The 14,561-nt window shown below is 71.6% G+C and carries 14 protein-coding genes; 12 read left to right on the top strand and 2 right to left on the bottom strand.

Going from position 1 to position 14,561, the window contains the following annotated elements:
* The first annotated feature begins 60 nt into the window (after window positions 1-60).
* Window positions 61-621, top strand: coding sequence for an HIT family protein (locus tag IO36_RS18460; protein WP_037621201.1), 561 nt, complete (start codon window positions 61-63; stop codon window positions 619-621).
* A 43-nt stretch (window positions 622-664) separates the two neighbouring features.
* Here IO36_RS18460 and IO36_RS18455 read toward each other — a convergent pair whose 3' ends face one another.
* Both IO36_RS18455 and IO36_RS18450 read right to left on the bottom strand, forming a co-directional pair.
* Window positions 665-2,332 carry a hypothetical protein gene (locus IO36_RS18455; protein WP_051900613.1) on the bottom strand — a complete coding sequence of 556 codons (1,668 nt, stop codon included), beginning with the start codon at window positions 2,330-2,332 and terminating at the stop codon, window positions 665-667.
* 176 nt (window positions 2,333-2,508) lie between these two features.
* Window positions 2,509-4,704 carry an elongation factor G-like protein EF-G2 gene (locus IO36_RS18450; RefSeq protein WP_037621199.1) on the bottom strand — a complete coding sequence of 732 codons (2,196 nt, stop codon included), beginning with the start codon at window positions 4,702-4,704 and terminating at the stop codon, window positions 2,509-2,511.
* A gap of 228 nt (window positions 4,705-4,932) precedes the next feature.
* Here IO36_RS18450 and pgsA point away from each other — a divergent pair, with 228 nt between their 5' ends.
* The 11 genes from pgsA (at window position 4,933) to yajC (ending at window position 14,468) form a co-directional block, all read left to right on the top strand.
* Window positions 4,933-5,655, top strand: a complete 723-nt coding sequence (gene pgsA, locus IO36_RS18445; RefSeq protein ID WP_078943286.1) for a phosphatidylinositol phosphate synthase — start codon at window positions 4,933-4,935, stop codon at window positions 5,653-5,655.
* Complete coding sequence (locus IO36_RS18440) at window positions 5,652-6,602, top strand: phosphatidylinositol mannoside acyltransferase (RefSeq protein ID WP_037621196.1); 951 nt, start codon at window positions 5,652-5,654, stop codon at window positions 6,600-6,602. The genes pgsA and IO36_RS18440 overlap by 4 nt, the downstream gene beginning before the upstream one ends.
* Window positions 6,599-7,759 carry a glycosyltransferase family 4 protein gene (locus IO36_RS18435; RefSeq protein WP_037621195.1) on the top strand — a complete coding sequence of 387 codons (1,161 nt, stop codon included), beginning with the start codon at window positions 6,599-6,601 and terminating at the stop codon, window positions 7,757-7,759. Before IO36_RS18440 ends, IO36_RS18435 begins: the two co-directional genes overlap by 4 nt.
* Before the next feature lie 491 nt (window positions 7,760-8,250).
* Window positions 8,251-8,796, top strand: a complete 546-nt coding sequence (locus IO36_RS18430; protein ID WP_037621193.1) for a LemA family protein — start codon at window positions 8,251-8,253, stop codon at window positions 8,794-8,796.
* A gap of 122 nt (window positions 8,797-8,918) precedes the next feature.
* Window positions 8,919-9,833, top strand: coding sequence for a pyridoxal 5'-phosphate synthase lyase subunit PdxS (pdxS, locus tag IO36_RS18425; protein ID WP_037621192.1), 915 nt, complete (start codon window positions 8,919-8,921; stop codon window positions 9,831-9,833).
* A gap of 4 nt (window positions 9,834-9,837) precedes the next feature.
* A complete protein-coding gene (pdxT, locus tag IO36_RS18420; protein WP_037621191.1) occupies window positions 9,838-10,443 on the top strand; it encodes a pyridoxal 5'-phosphate synthase glutaminase subunit PdxT in 606 nt (201 codons plus the stop codon).
* 76 nt (window positions 10,444-10,519) lie between these two features.
* On the top strand, window positions 10,520-11,272 hold the full coding sequence (locus IO36_RS18415) for a YebC/PmpR family DNA-binding transcriptional regulator (protein ID WP_037621190.1): 753 nt from the start codon (window positions 10,520-10,522) through the stop codon (window positions 11,270-11,272).
* Window positions 11,273-11,404: 132 nt separating this feature from the next.
* Window positions 11,405-12,001, top strand: a complete 597-nt coding sequence (gene ruvC, locus IO36_RS18410; protein WP_037621187.1) for a crossover junction endodeoxyribonuclease RuvC — start codon at window positions 11,405-11,407, stop codon at window positions 11,999-12,001.
* Window positions 11,998-12,609: a Holliday junction branch migration protein RuvA gene (ruvA, locus tag IO36_RS18405; protein WP_037621186.1), complete on the top strand. Its 612-nt coding sequence runs from the start codon at window positions 11,998-12,000 to the stop codon at window positions 12,607-12,609. Before ruvC ends, ruvA begins: the two co-directional genes overlap by 4 nt.
* Window positions 12,610-12,705: 96 nt before the next feature.
* On the top strand, window positions 12,706-13,800 hold the full coding sequence (gene ruvB / locus IO36_RS18400) for a Holliday junction branch migration DNA helicase RuvB (protein WP_037621185.1): 1,095 nt from the start codon (window positions 12,706-12,708) through the stop codon (window positions 13,798-13,800).
* 164 nt (window positions 13,801-13,964) lie between these two features.
* The gene (gene yajC, locus IO36_RS18395) at window positions 13,965-14,468 is read left to right on the top strand and encodes a preprotein translocase subunit YajC (RefSeq protein WP_037621183.1); all 504 of its coding nucleotides are present in this window, start codon (window positions 13,965-13,967) and stop codon (window positions 14,466-14,468) included.
* Window positions 14,469-14,561 lie beyond the last annotated feature (93 nt).

Genomic DNA, 14,561 nt, shown 5'->3' with positions numbered 1-14,561 from the left:
GCTTGGCCGCAGGGTCCTTTGCACGGCACCCGCCGACACGCCGCGAACGGGCGAAGCAATATGCTGCAACACATGACGAGTGAGCCGGAGCAGCAGATCGGAGTGGGAACGCAGGACGCGTTCCAGCGCCTGTGGACGCCCCACCGGATGGCTTACATCCAGGGCGAGAACAAGCCCACCGGCCCGGGGGCCGAGGACGGCTGTCCGTTCTGCTCGATACCGGCCAAGTCCGACGAGGACGGGCTGATCGTGAGGCGCGGGGAGCACGTGTACGCGGTGCTCAACCTCTACCCGTACAACGGCGGGCACCTCATGGTCGTCCCCTACCGGCACGTCGCCGACTACACGGACCTGACCGGGCCGGAGACCGCCGAACTCGGTGAACTGACCAAGCAGGCCATGACCGCCCTGCGCACGGCCTCCGGTGCCCACGGCTTCAACATCGGCATGAACCAGGGAACCGTCGCGGGCGCCGGGATCGCCGCCCATCTGCACCAGCACATCGTGCCCCGCTGGGGCGGCGACACCAACTTCATGCCCGTCGTCGGTCACACCAAGGTGCTGCCGCAGCTCCTCGCGGACACCCGCACGATGCTGGCGGAGGCCTGGCCCACCGCGTGACCGGGTCCGGGGCGCCCCACCGGGCGCCCCGTCCACCGGGCCGCTACGCGTCGTAGACGTCGGCCTTGCGCGGCGAGGGGTCCTGCACCGCGGTGCTGAGGAACGCCGAGCGGTTGCCGAACTTCTCCGTGTCGACGCCGTTCTCCTCGAGGACCTTGATCGCCGCCGAGTGCACCACGCGCAGCACGGGCGTCGCGGCCCGCAGCGCGTCGTCCGCCATGAACCGGTGCCGCCACGGCTGGTCGGCCCAGGCGTGCCGCACCCCGAACGGCTCGGGCAGCGCCAGGCTTCCCCCGATCCAGTTCAGCAGCGGCGGATACCAGGTGAGGGGCGCCCGCGCCGCGAGCCGCACGACCTCGTCCGCGGTGACCAGCGGCAGGCTCACCTTGCGGGTCTCCCAGAACTTGACGGCCTTCGCGACCTCCTTGGTGGGGGCCTCCGGCTTGCTCGTGAACAGTGGGTTCACCGGCCCCAGCGCGTGCCCGGTCACCTCGATGCGCAGCGTCTGGTGCAGCACGGTCACCGTGATCATCATGGTGATGATCAACTGGCCGTCCCACAGCGTCCACTGGACCCCGAGGTAGTGCCGGTCCCCGCTGCCGAACTGCTGCTTGTTGCAGATGTCCTGCACGGCGTGCGACTTGATCGTGTACGCCTCGACATCGGTGCCGTCCGGCCGGGACACCGCCTTCGCGCCCTCGCCGATCGGGGTGACGATCCAGTGCTTGATCGAAGGCGCCGGGAAACCACCGGTGTTGAGCGGACCGCGCTCCAGCATGCGCAGCTGGTCGTGGATGTTGCGGATGACGTCCCAGCTGCGGAACGGATGGATCTCCTTCTTCGCGTCCAGCGGCACGAGATCCTCGGCGAGCTGCCAGCTGCCCCAGCGGGTGCCCATGCCCAGTATCCCCTTGGGGCCCGCGTAGAAGACCGAGTTCGACTGCTGTTCCGCGGTGAGCCGGGCGAGCGACTGGCGCAGCTGCTCGGCCGCCGTCTCACCGGGGCTGCCGGGGACCGCCTCGGGGATCTTGGCGCCGATGCCGCCGCCCGACAGCAGGCTCGCCCAGCGCTCCCGCAGGTCCTTGGCGGTGCGCTCGCAGATCTGCTTCGCCCACAGCCAGCCGACGACCGGCAGGACCACCGCGGCCCGCGCGTACCAGGCCCAGAAGCCCGTGAACGGCATACGGATGAGGAAGAGGACGGCCAGGGCGCCGACGGCGAACAGGAGCGTGGTGCCGAGCGCGGAACCCCGCTTGTCCGTGCGCTTGGCGATCTGCGTACGGATCTGGAAGACCATCAGCCACACCAACAGCCCCGGCAGGAACAGCAGTCCGCACAGCACCATGACGGCCGACAGCCAATTGTCGCGCTCACGGCGGATGTTGGTCGCCGCGAGACAGTGCTCCACGATGACCTGCGGCTCGGTGCCGAAGGACTGGATGAGCGGGGCACGGCCCGCGCCCAGCATCCGGGCCGTGACGGCCCCCGAGAAGGCCTCGCCGAGATTCGGCGCGAACAGCTTGATCCGCCCGGCCTTCACCGTGGACTGGTGCCATTCGTTGTCGGCCTTGAGGATCTCCTCGACCGGACTGTCGCGGTACGCCGCCGAGGCGAGGGCGAAGGTCGCCGCCGTCTGCCCCGCGGTGCCCGTGAGCGGCACCTGCGCCCCGGGAGTGAAATCGAAACCGTCGAATGCCACTTCCGCCCCCATCGCCGCCGCACCCGCTCCTGCGGCCTTCCCGACTTCGGTGCCCCGCACACCTGTTGATCAGGTCTTCGTCTTGATCAGTTCTCAGAGTATCGGCCGGGGCCGACATTCGTCGGCGGACGGCCGAAGCCGCCCACCGGCGGATGAAAGCCCCGCCCCCGTGCCGGGTCCGCCCGGGCTCAGGTGCCCGGGTCCTGCTCCCGGAGCCGGTCCGCGATGTGCTGCGGCATCGGTTCGTGCCGTGCGTAGGACCGGTCGAAGCGGGCGGTGCCGTGAGAGACGGACCGCAGGTCGACGGCGTACCGCCCGATCTCGATCTCCGGCACCTCGGCGCGGACGAGGGTGCGCCCGCCGGCCGCCTGCTCGGTGCCGACCACCCGGCCGCGCCGTCCCGACAGGTCGCTCATCACCGGGCCCACGTAGTCGTCGCCGACCAGGACGCTCACCTCCGCCACCGGTTCCAGGAGGTGGATCGTGGCCTCGCGGGCCGCCTCGCGCAGCGCGAGTGCGCCCGCCGTCTGGAACGCGGCGTCGGAGGAGTCCACCGAGTGCGCCTTGCCGTCCCTCAGCGTGATCCGCACGTCGATGAGCGGATAGCCGGCGACCACGCCCTTGGCCGCCTGGGCGCGCACGCCCTTCTCGACGGAGGGGATGAACTGCCGGGGGACCGCGCCGCCGACGACCTTGTCCACGAACTCGATGCCGGAGCCGTTCGGCAGCGGTTCCACCTCGATCTCGCAGATCGCGAACTGGCCGTGCCCGCCGGACTGTTTGACGTGGCGTCCGCGCCCGGTGGACGGACCGGCGAACGTCTCGCGCAGGGAGACCTTGTGCGGGACCACGTCGACCTGCACGCCGTACCGGTTGCGCAGCCGTTCCAGGGCGACGTCCGCGTGCGCCTCGCCCAGGCACCACAGGACGACCTGATGGGTGTTCTGGTTCTGCTCCAGGCGCATCGTGGGGTCCTCGGCGACCAGCCGGCCGAGCCCCTGGGAGAGCTTGTCCTCGTCCGCCTTGCTGTGCGCCTGGATGGCGAGCGGGAGCAGCGGGTCGGGCATCTGCCACGGCTCCATGAGCAGCGGGTCGTCCTTGGCCGAGAGGGTGTCCCCGGTCTCGGCGCGGTTCAGCTTCGCCACGCTGGCGAGGTCGCCCGCGATGCAGTGGGTGAGGGCGCGCTGCTGCTTGCCGAACGGCGCGGACAGGGCGCCGACCCGCTCGTCGACGTCGTGGTCCTCGTGTCCCCGGTCGGTCAGCCCGTGCCCGGAGACATGGACCGTCGCGTCCGGGCGCAGGGTCCCGGAGAAGACGCGGACCAGGGAGACCCGGCCCACGTACGGGTCGGACGCGGTCTTGACGACCTCCGCGACGAGGGGGCCGTCCGGGTCGCAGGCCTTCACTTCGCGCGGTGCGCCCTCCGGTGTCGTCACGGTGGGCGCCGGGCGCTCCAGCGGGGTGGGGAAGCCGCCCGTGATCAGTTCGAGGAGCTCGACCGTGCCGAGGCCCTGCCGCGCTCCCTCGGCGGCGGGCGCCGCGGCCAGCACCGGGAAGAAGCTCCCGCGGGCGACGGCCCGTTCCAGGTCCTGCACCAGGGTCTTGAGGTCGATCTTCTCGCCGCCGAGATAGCGGTCCATGAGGGTCTCGTCCTCGCTCTCGGCGATGATCCCCTCGATCAGCCGGTTGCGGGCCGTCTCGATCAGCGGCTGCTGCTCGGGCCCGGGATCCGCCTCCTTGCGTTCCCCTGAGGAGTAGTCGAACAGCTGCTGGGTGAGCAGTCCGATCAGCCCGGTCACGGGCGCGTGCCCGTCCGGTGCCGCGGCGCCGTGCAGCGGCAGGTACAGCGGCAGGACGGCGTCGGGGTCGTCCCCGCCGAACGCCTCGGCGCAGACCGAGGTCATCCCCTCGAAGTCCGACCGGGCCGATTCGAGGTGGGTGACCACGATGGCCCGGGGCATGCCCACGGCCGCGCACTCCTCCCACAGCATGCGGGTCGAGCCGTCCACCCCGTCCGCGGCCGAGACGACGAAGAGGGCCGCGTCCGCCGCTCGCAGACCGGCCCTCAGTTCGCCGACGAAATCGGCGTATCCGGGGGTGTCGAGAAGGTTGATCTTGTACCCGTCCCAGTCGACGGGTACCAGGGAGAGCTGCACCGAACGCTGCTGCCGGTGCTCGATCTCGTCGTAGTCGGAGACGGTGCCGCCGTCCTCCACGCGGCCCGCCCGGTTCACCGCTCCCGCCGTCAGCGCGAGAGCCTCCACGAGTGTCGTCTTGCCGGATCCGCTGTGGCCGACCAGCACCACATTCCGTACGGACGCGGGGTGGTCGGCCGCCGTAGCCCTGCCGGCGGCTCCGGGGTGTGTGTTCGCCTTGTCGCCCATGGCCTTGCCTCCCGTGCACGGTGAGGTCTCTGTGGGCGCGGGACGGTCCGGGGCCGCGTGCGGGCGGCTCCGGTGACGCCCGCGGTCCTTCGAGCTTTGCACTCGCGTCACTGTGCGTCCATACAGGGGACGCGACCGGGGACGCGATCGCGCCGTGACACCGGCGGCATCCGGTCGTGACACGGGGCGCGGGTGCCCGGACATCGCACAAGCGCACGCGTGGCTACGATGGGCCAGCCGACGGCCAGCAGGGGCCGCCCGGCGACACCGACCCTCGGGAAGGCCATGCTGAACAAGTACGCGCGTGCATTCTTCACGCGTGTCCTCACACCGTTCGCCGCGTTTCTCGTCCGCCGGGGGGTGAGCCCCGACACGGTCACCCTCCTGGGCACGGCCGGAGTCATGGCGGGCGCGCTGGTCTTCTTCCCCCGGGGAGAGTTCTTCTGGGGAACGATCGTCATCACGCTGTTCGTGTTCTCCGACCTGGTCGACGGGAACATGGCGCGCCAGCTCGGCCGCTCCAGCCGCTGGGGCGCCTTCCTGGACTCCACGCTGGACCGGGTGGCCGACGGCGCGATCTTCGGCGGCTTCGCGCTCTGGTACGCCGGCAACGGCGACGACAACGTCCTGTGCGCGGTCTCGATCTTCTGTCTCGCCAGCGGCCAGGTGGTCTCGTACACCAAGGCCCGGGGCGAGTCGATCGGTCTGCCGGTCGCGGTCAACGGCCTCGTCGAGCGCGCCGAGCGACTGGTGATCTCGCTGGTCGCGGCCGGTCTCGCGGGCCTGCACAAGTTCGGCGTCCCCGGCATCCAGGTGCTGCTGCCCATCGCGCTGTGGATCGTCGCCGTCGGCAGTCTCGTCACGCTGATCCAGCGGGTCGTCACCGTCCGGCGGGAGGCCGCCGAGGCGGACGCCGCGGTCGCCGCCCCGAGCAGCGAGGCCACCTCGTGACCAGCCTCCGCGAGAGGCTGGTCGACGGCGCGTACGCCCTGGGCTGGGGCACCGTCAAGAAGCTGCCCGAGCCCGTCGCCGTACGGCTCGGCCGCACGATCGCCGACCTCGCCTGGAAGCGGCGCGGCAAGGGCGTCCTGCGCCTGGAGAGCAACTACGCGCGCGTGGTGCCGGACGCGACACCGCAGCGGCTCGCTGAGCTCTCCAGGGCGGGCATGCGCTCGTACCTGCGCTACTGGATGGAGTCCTTCCGGCTTCCCGCCTGGAGCGAGGAGCGGGTCAAGGGCGGCTTCGAGCCCAAGGACGTGCACCGTCTCACCGACGGCATCGCCTCCGACCGGGGCGTCATCCTGGCCCTTCCGCACATGGCGAACTGGGACCTCGCGGGCGCCTGGGTCACCACCGCGCTCGACACGCCGTTCACCACCGTCGCCGAGCGCCTCAAGCCCGAGTCGCTGTACGACCGTTTCGTCGCCTACCGCGAGGGCCTCGGCATGGAGGTCCTCCCGCACAGCGGTGGGGCGGCGTTCGGCACGCTGGCCCGGCGCCTGCGCGACGGCGGACTGATCTGCCTGGTCGCCGAACGGGACCTGTCCGCCTCGGGTGTCGAGGTCGAGTTCTTCGGCGAGACGACCCGGATGCCCGCGGGACCGGCGCTGCTCGCCCAGCAGACGGGTGCGATCCTCCTGCCCGTGACGCTCTGGTACGACGGCTCGCCCGTGATGCGCGGCCAGGTCCATCCGCCCGTGGAGGTCCCCGAGTCAGGCAGCCGGGCCGAGAAGACGTCTGCCATGACACAGGCGCTGGCCGACGCCTTCGCCAGCGGCATCGCCGAGCACCCGGAGGACTGGCACATGTTGCAGCGTTTGTGGCTCAAGGACCTCGACGCCGGGAAGGCTCCCCGTGAGGGGTCCGGCACACAGGATCCCGAGAAGAGGGCGTCGTGAGGATCGGCATCGTCTGCCCTTACTCCTGGGACGTTCCGGGCGGCGTCCAGTTCCACATCCGCGATCTGGCCGAACATCTCATCGGCCTGGGGCACGAGGTCTCCGTCCTCGCCCCCGCGGACGACGACACGCCCCTGCCGCCGTACGTCGTCTCGGCGGGCCGCGCGGTCCCCGTCCCGTACAACGGCTCGGTGGCCCGGCTGAACTTCGGCTTCCTGTCGGCGGCCCGGGTGCGGCGCTGGCTGCACGACGGCACCTTCGACGTGGTCCACATCCACGAGCCGTCCTCGCCGTCGCTCGGCCTGCTCACCTGCTGGGCCGCGCAGGGCCCGATCGTCGCGACCTTCCACACCTCGAACCCGCGCTCCCGGGCGATGGTCGCCGCGTACTCAATCCTCCAGGCCGCCCTGGAGAAGATCAGCGCGCGGATCGCGGTCAGCGAGTACGCCCGGCGCACCCTGGTCGAGCACCTCGGCGGCGACGCGGTCGTCATCCCGAACGGCGTCGACGTCGACTTCTTCGCCCGCGCCAAGCCCAAGCCCGAATGGCAGGGCGACACCATCGGCTTCATCGGCCGCATCGACGAGCCCCGCAAGGGCCTGCCGGTGCTCATGAAGGCACTGCCGAAGATCCTCGCCGAGCGCCCCCGGACCCGGCTGCTGGTCGCCGGTCGCGGCGACGAGAAGGAGGCCGTGGAGTCGCTGCCCGCCGAAATGCGCTCGCGCGTCGAGTTCCTCGGCATGGTCAGCGACGAGGACAAGGCCCGGCTCCTGCGCAGCGTCGATCTGTACGTGGCGCCCAACACCGGCGGCGAGAGCTTCGGGATCATCCTGGTCGAGGCGATGTCCGCCGGGGCGCCCGTGCTGGCCGCCGACCTCGACGCGTTCGCCCAGGTCCTCGACCAGGGGTCCGCCGGTGAGCTGTTCGCCAACGAGGACGCGGACGACCTCGCCGCCGCCGCCCTGCGTCTGCTCGCCGACCCGGAACGCCGGGCCGCCCTGCGCGAGCGGGGCAGCGAGCACGTACGGCGCTTCGACTGGTCGACGGTCGGCGCGGACATCCTGTCGGTGTACGAGACGGTGACGGACGGCGCCGCCGCGGTGGCCACGGACGAACGCACGGGCCTGCGGGCCCGCTTCGGCCTGGCCCGGGACTGACCCTCCGGGACGCCGGGCCTGCCGGAGACGGATGCCCGCCGGCGATCGCCCCTCGCGGGATGGGCCGGCGACGGGCGTCCCGGGCCCTGCGGCGGCCGGCGTCCGGGGCCACCGGCGACCGCCCTCGCGGGGCCTGCCGGCAACGGGAGCTCCGGGTCTCGCCGTGCCCGGCGTCCGGAGTCACCGCGACGGGCGTGCCTGGCCGATGCGCAGGGTCACCGCGACGGGCGTCCGTGGCCGATGCGCAGGGTCACCGCGACGGGCGTCCGTGGCCGATGCCCGGGGGGCCCATGACAGGCGTCCGTCGCCGGTGTCCGGGGAACGGCCGGAAGTCGATGATCCGTCTTGGCGCCGACCGTCCGGTAGCGGCGGTGCGGGCCGGTCCCCGGTGGGACGGGCGTGACGACGGTGTCGGCCGGCCCGCGCCGGGCGGCGAACCGTGGGGGCGGGCCCCGGCGGAGCGGTGAGGCGCACGGGTAGATTTGCCGCTCGTGACCGCAACCCTCATCTGGATCCTCGTCGGCCTCGTCGCGATCGGCCTCTATCTGAGCTGGACCGCCGGGCGGCTCGACCGGCTGCACGCCCGCATCGACGCCGCCCGCGCCGCGCTCGACGCGCAACTGCTGCGCCGGGCCTCGGTGGCACAGGAACTGGCCACCTCCGGGGTGCTCGACCCGGCCGCCTCGATCGTGCTCTACGAGGCGGCGCACGCGGCCCGGCAGGCCGAGGAGGAGCAGCGCGAGGTGGCGGAGAGCGAGCTGAGCCAGGCCCTGCGGGCGGTGTTCGGGGAGGCGCAGCAGGTAGAGGCGGTGCGCGAGGTGCCCGGCGGCGAGGAGGCGGCCGGCGAGCTGGCCCAGGCGGTGCGCCGGGTGCCGATGGCCCGGCGTTTCCACAACGACGCCGTCCGCGCGGCCCGCGCCCTGCGCCGGCACCGCAAGGTCCGCTGGTTCCGCCTCGCGGGCCACGCCCCCTTCCCCATGGCCTTCGAGATGGACGACGAGCCGCCGACGGCCCTTGCGGACCGCCCCACGAACTGATGAACGCCGGTGGACCGGGACGAAAACGATCCACCGCCTGACCATTGGCCCTTGCAGTGGCCTGGTCGCCTCGCGTTTCCTCGGAGCTGCAGGAATCCCCTTTCCCCGAGTGAGGTCAACCCGTGTCCAGCACCCTCCCCAACTCCGCCGAGAACACCGCGATCGGCACCGCCCGCGTCAAGCGCGGCATGGCCGAGCAGCTCAAGGGCGGTGTGATCATGGACGTGGTCAACGCCGAGCAGGCGAAGATCGCCGAGGACGCCGGCGCCGTGGCCGTCATGGCCCTGGAGCGGGTCCCCGCCGACATCCGCAAGGACGGCGGCGTCGCCCGGATGTCCGACCCCAACATGATCGAGGAGATCATCGAGGCGGTCTCCATCCCGGTGATGGCCAAGTCGCGCATCGGCCACTTCGTCGAGGCCCAGGTCCTGCAGTCCCTCGGCGTCGACTACATCGACGAGTCCGAGGTCCTCACCCCGGCCGACGAGGTCAACCACTCGGACAAGTTCGCGTTCACCACCCCGTTCGTGTGCGGTGCCACCAACCTGGGCGAGGCCCTGCGCCGCATCGCCGAGGGCGCGGCCATGATCCGCTCGAAGGGCGAGGCCGGCACCGGCAACGTCGTCGAGGCGGTCCGCCACCTGCGCCAGATCAAGAACGAGATCGCCCGTCTGCGCGGCTTCGACAACAACGAGCTGTACGCCGCCGCGAAGGACCTGCGCGCCCCGTACGAGCTGGTCAAGGAGGTCGCCGAGCTCGGCAAGCTCCCGGTCGTGCTGTTCTCCGCCGGTGGTGTCGCCACCCCCGCCGACGCCGCGCTCATGCGCCAGCTCGGCGCCGAGGGCGTCTTCGTCGGCTCCGGCATCTTCAAGTCCGGCGACCCGGCCAAGCGCGCCGCCGCCATCGTGAAGGCCACCACCTTCTACGACGACCCGAAGATCATCGCGGACGCGTCCCGCAACCTCGGCGAGGCCATGGTCGGCATCAACTGCGACACCCTCCCCGAGACCGAGCGCTACGCCAACCGCGGCTGGTAGTCGTATGAGCACTCCTGTCATCGGTGTCCTGGCCCTCCAGGGCGACGTACGGGAACACCTCATCGCCCTGGCCGCGGCGGACGCCGTGGCCAGGCCGGTGCGGCGGCCCGAGGAGCTCGCCGAGGTCGACGGCCTCGTCATACCCGGCGGCGAGTCCACCACCATCTCCAAGCTGGCCGTCCTCTTCGGAGTGATGGAGCCGCTGCGCGCGCGGGTCCGCGAGGGCCTGCCCGTCTACGGCACCTGCGCGGGCATGATCATGCTCGCCGACAAGATCCTCGACCCGCGCTCGGGCCAGGAGACCATCGGCGGCATCGACATGATCGTGCGCCGCAACGCCTTCGGACGGCAGAACGAGTCCTTCGAGGCGGCGGTCGCCGTCCGGGGCGTCGAGGGCGATCCTGTAGAGGGCGTCTTCATCCGCGCGCCCTGGGTCGAGTCGGTCGGTGCCGAGGCCGAGGTGCTCGCCGAGCACGGCGGCCACATAGTCGCCGTACGCCAGGGAAACGCGCTCGCCACGTCGTTCCACCCGGAACTGACGGGCGACCACCGCGTGCACGGTCTGTTCGTCGACATGGTGCGCGCGAACCGGACACCGGCGTCCTTGTAGGATCTGTGGGGTCTTCCCAGGCTCCCGAAGCCTGGGGAAGTCCGTACAGGTTGGGTTACGCGAAGGAGACAGGCAGATGTCCGGCCACTCTAAATGGGCTACGACGAAGCACAAGAAGGCCGTGATCGACGCCAAGCGCGGCAAGCTCTTCGCGAAGATGATCAAGAACATCGAGGTCGCGGCCCGGACCGGCGGCGCCGACGTGTCCGGCAACCCGACGCTGTTCGACGCCATCCAGAAGGCGAAGAAGAGCTCGGTCCCGAACAAGAACATCGACTCCGCGGTCAAGCGCGGCGCCGGTCTCGAAGCCGGTGGCGCCGACTACGAGACGATCATGTACGAGGGCTACGGCCCGAACGGTGTCGCGGTGCTCATCGAGTGCCTCACCGACAACCGCAACCGCGCGGCCTCGGACGTGCGCGTCGCCATGACCCGCAACGGCGGCAGCATGGCCGACCCGGGCTCCGTGTCGTACCTGTTCAACCGCAAGGGCGTCATCGTCGTCCCCAAGGGTGAACTGAGCGAGGACGACGTCCTCGGCGCCGTCCTCGACGCGGGTGCCGAAGAGGTCAACGACCTCGGCGAGAGCTTCGAGGTCCTCTCCGAGGCCACCGACCTGGTCGCGGTGCGCACCGCGCTCCAGGAGGCCGGCATCGACTACGACTCCGCCGACGCCAACTTCGTCCCGACCATGCAGGTCGAGCTCGACGAGGACGGCGCTCGGAAGATCTTCAAGCTGATCGACGCGCTGGAGGACAGCGACGACGTGCAGAACGTCTTCGCCAACTTCGACGTCAGCGACGAGGTCATGGAGAAGGTCGACGCCTGATCCACGGGCTTGCCCGAGCGACGGGCCGACGGGACACTCGCCGTCGGCCCGTCGCTCTGTCAGTGGCACCCGATAGCCTGCACGAACCGGGAAGCCCCCCGGTGACGAGCGGTGAGATCGAAGGAGGCCCGGGTGCGGGTGCTGGGTGTCGACCCCGGGCTGACCCGGTGCGGTGTCGGAGTGGTGGAAGGCGTCGCCGGCCGCCCCCTGACCATGCGCGGCGTCGGCGTCGTGCGCACCCCGGCGGATGCCGAGCTGGGCCTGCGCCTGGTCGCCGTGGAACAGGGCATAGAGCAGTGGCTCGACGAGTACGAACCCGAATTCGTCGCCGTGGAGCGGGTGTTCAGCCAGCACAACGTCCGGACCGTGATGGGGACCGCCCAGGCCAGCGCCGTCGCCATGCTGTGCGCGGCCCGGCGCGGCATCCCCGTGGCCCTGCACACCCCGAGCGAGGTCAAGGCCGCCGTCACCGGCAACGGACGCGCCGACAAGGCCCAGGTCGGCGCCATGGTCACCCGGCTGCTCCGGCTCTCCGCGCCCCCGAAGCCCGCCGACGCGGCGGACGCCCTCGCGCTCGCCATCTGCCACATCTGGCGCGCCCCCGCCCAGAACAGACTCCAGCAGGCCGCCGCGCGGACCGGGCCCGACCGGGCCGTCGCGCAGAACAGACTCCAGCGGGCCGCGGCAGCGCACGCCCCGCACCAGGCATCGAAAGGCCGTACCGCATGATCGCCTTCGTCAGCGGCCCGGTCGCCGCCCTCGCCCCCGACTCCGCGGTGGTCGAGGTCGGCGGCATCGGCATCGCCGTCCAGTGCACCCCGGGCACCCTCGCCGGGCTCCGCACGGGACAACAGGCGAAGCTCGCCACCTCCCTCGTCGTCCGGGAGGACTCGCTCACCCTCTACGGCTTCGCCGACGACGACGAGCGCCAGGTCTTCGAGCTGCTTCAGACGGCGAGCGGCGTCGGCCCCCGGCTCGCCCAGGCGATGCTCGCCGTGCACAGCCCCGACGCCCTGCGCCGGGCCGTGTCCACCGGTGACGAGAAGGCGCTCATCGCCGTTCCCGGCATCGGCAAGAAGGGCGCCCAGAAGCTGCTGCTGGAGCTCAAGGACCGGCTCGGCGAACCGCTCGGCCCCGGCGGCCCGGCCATCGGCACGGCCGTCACCGCGAGCTGGCGCGACCAGCTCCACGCCGCGCTCGTCGGCCTCGGGTACGCGACCCGCGAGGCCGACGAGGCCGTCGCCGCCGTCGCCCCGCAGGCCGAGGCCGCCGAGGGAACCCCGCAGGTCGGACAGCTCCTGCGCGCCGCCCTGCAGACCCTGAACCGAGCACGCTGACCGGCCCCGGCCCCGGGCCGGGCGCGCGCCCCGGCGCGGCCGGCGTCCGCGAGGACGCCCGCCGCGCCACCACCACGAGACCGCGAGGCACCACCGATGAACTGGGACGACACCACAGACGAAGCCGCGGACGAGCGGTTCGTCGGCCCCACCGCGGACCGGCTGGTGCGATCCGTCGCCGACGGCGAGGACCAGGCCGTCGAGGCCGCGCTGCGCCCCAAGGACCTGGACGAGTTCATCGGCCAGGAGAAGGTCCGCGAGCAGCTCGACCTGGTCCTGCGCGCGGCACGCGCGCGCGGCGCCACCGCCGACCACGTGCTGCTCTCCGGCGCCCCCGGCCTCGGCAAGACCACCCTCTCCATGATCATCGCGGCCGAGATGGGCGCCCCCATCCGCATCACCAGCGGCCCCGCCATCCAGCACGCCGGGGACCTCGCCGCGATCCTCTCCTCCCTCCAGGAGGGAGAGGTCCTCTTCCTGGACGAGATCCACCGCATGTCCCGGCCCGCCGAGGAGATGCTGTACATGGCGATGGAGGACTTCCGCGTCGACGTGATCGTCGGCAAGGGGCCCGGCGCCACCGCCATCCCGCTGGAGCTGCCCCCGTTCACCCTGGTCGGCGCGACCACGCGCGCGGGACTGCTGCCCCCGCCGCTGCGCGACCGTTTCGGCTTCACCGCGCACATGGAGTTCTACGAACCCACCGAGCTGGAGCGCGTCGTGCACCGCTCCGCCGGACTCCTGGACGTGGAGATCGGAGCCGAGGGCGCCGCGGAGATCGCCGGCCGGTCCCGTGGCACGCCCCGCATCGCCAACCGTCTGCTGCGCCGCGTGCGCGACTACGCGCAGGTCAGGGCGGACGGCGTCATCACCCGGGAGATCGCCGCGGCGGCCCTGAAGGTGTACGAGGTGGACGCGCGCGGTCTGGACCGTCTGGACCGTGGAGTCCTCGAGGCCCTGCTCAAGCTTTTCGGCGGCGGTCCTGTCGGATTGTCCACACTTGCTGTCGCTGTGGGGGAGGAGCGTGAGACGGTGGAGGAGGTCGCCGAGCCCTTCCTCGTCAGAGAGGGACTCCTCGCCCGCACTCCGCGTGGCCGGGTGGCGACACCCGCGGCATGGGCGCATCTCGGCCTCACGCCACCCCGCCGGTCAGCCGGTGGAAACGGACAAGAAGACCTGTTCGGGGCGTGACGGCGTGCGTACGTGCCGGGGCAGGAACCCCGGTGCCATGCTGAGCGTTGTTCCCTGAGTGCGGACTCGCTTAGACTCCGCCGATGCCGCCCTTGTCGACGGCATACATACCCCCATCCAGCAGGCCGCTCACCTCGTGCGGCCGAAGAAGGAAGTCCCGACCCGTGAGTCCAGTGACCCTCCTCCCGTTCATCGTGCTCATCGGGGCCATGTTCCTGATGACCCGGTCGGCGAAGAAGAAGCAGCAGCAGGCGGCTTCCATGCGCAACGAGATGCAGCCCGGCTCCGGCGTGCGCACGATCGGCGGTATGTACGCCACCGTCAAGGAGGTCAACGAGGACACGGTCCTCCTCGACGCCGCCCCCGGCGTCGACCTGCTCTTCGCGAAGAACGCGATCGGCGCCGTCCTGACGGACGACGAGTACAACCGCATCGTCCACGGCATCGAGCACGACCTGAAGGCCGACGGGTCGGTCGTGCCGGACGACGCCTCCTCCCTCACCGAGACCGACGAGCCCGCCGCCGACGCCTCTTCCGACGCCTCCGACGACAAGCCCCTCGACCTCGGCAAGAAGGACCCGGCCGACAAGCCGGCCGACGAGGCCGCCGTGGCCGACGCCGACGAGGCGGAGCCGAAGAAGACCGACGGCGGGGCCGACGCGAAGTAGTCACGACCCGGGAGCGCGGCGCGATCCGCTCACGCCGCGCACCTCCCGGGACGTGCTGTTCTCGCACGGAGTCCCGACACCATGGCATGGCCG

The organism is Streptomyces aureus, assembly GCF_000725495.1.
Taxonomy (GTDB): Bacteria; Actinomycetota; Actinomycetes; order Streptomycetales; family Streptomycetaceae; genus Streptomyces; species Streptomyces aureus_B.
Note: the sequence above shows the minus strand (reverse complement) of the source record. Positions and strands in the feature narration are given on the sequence as shown.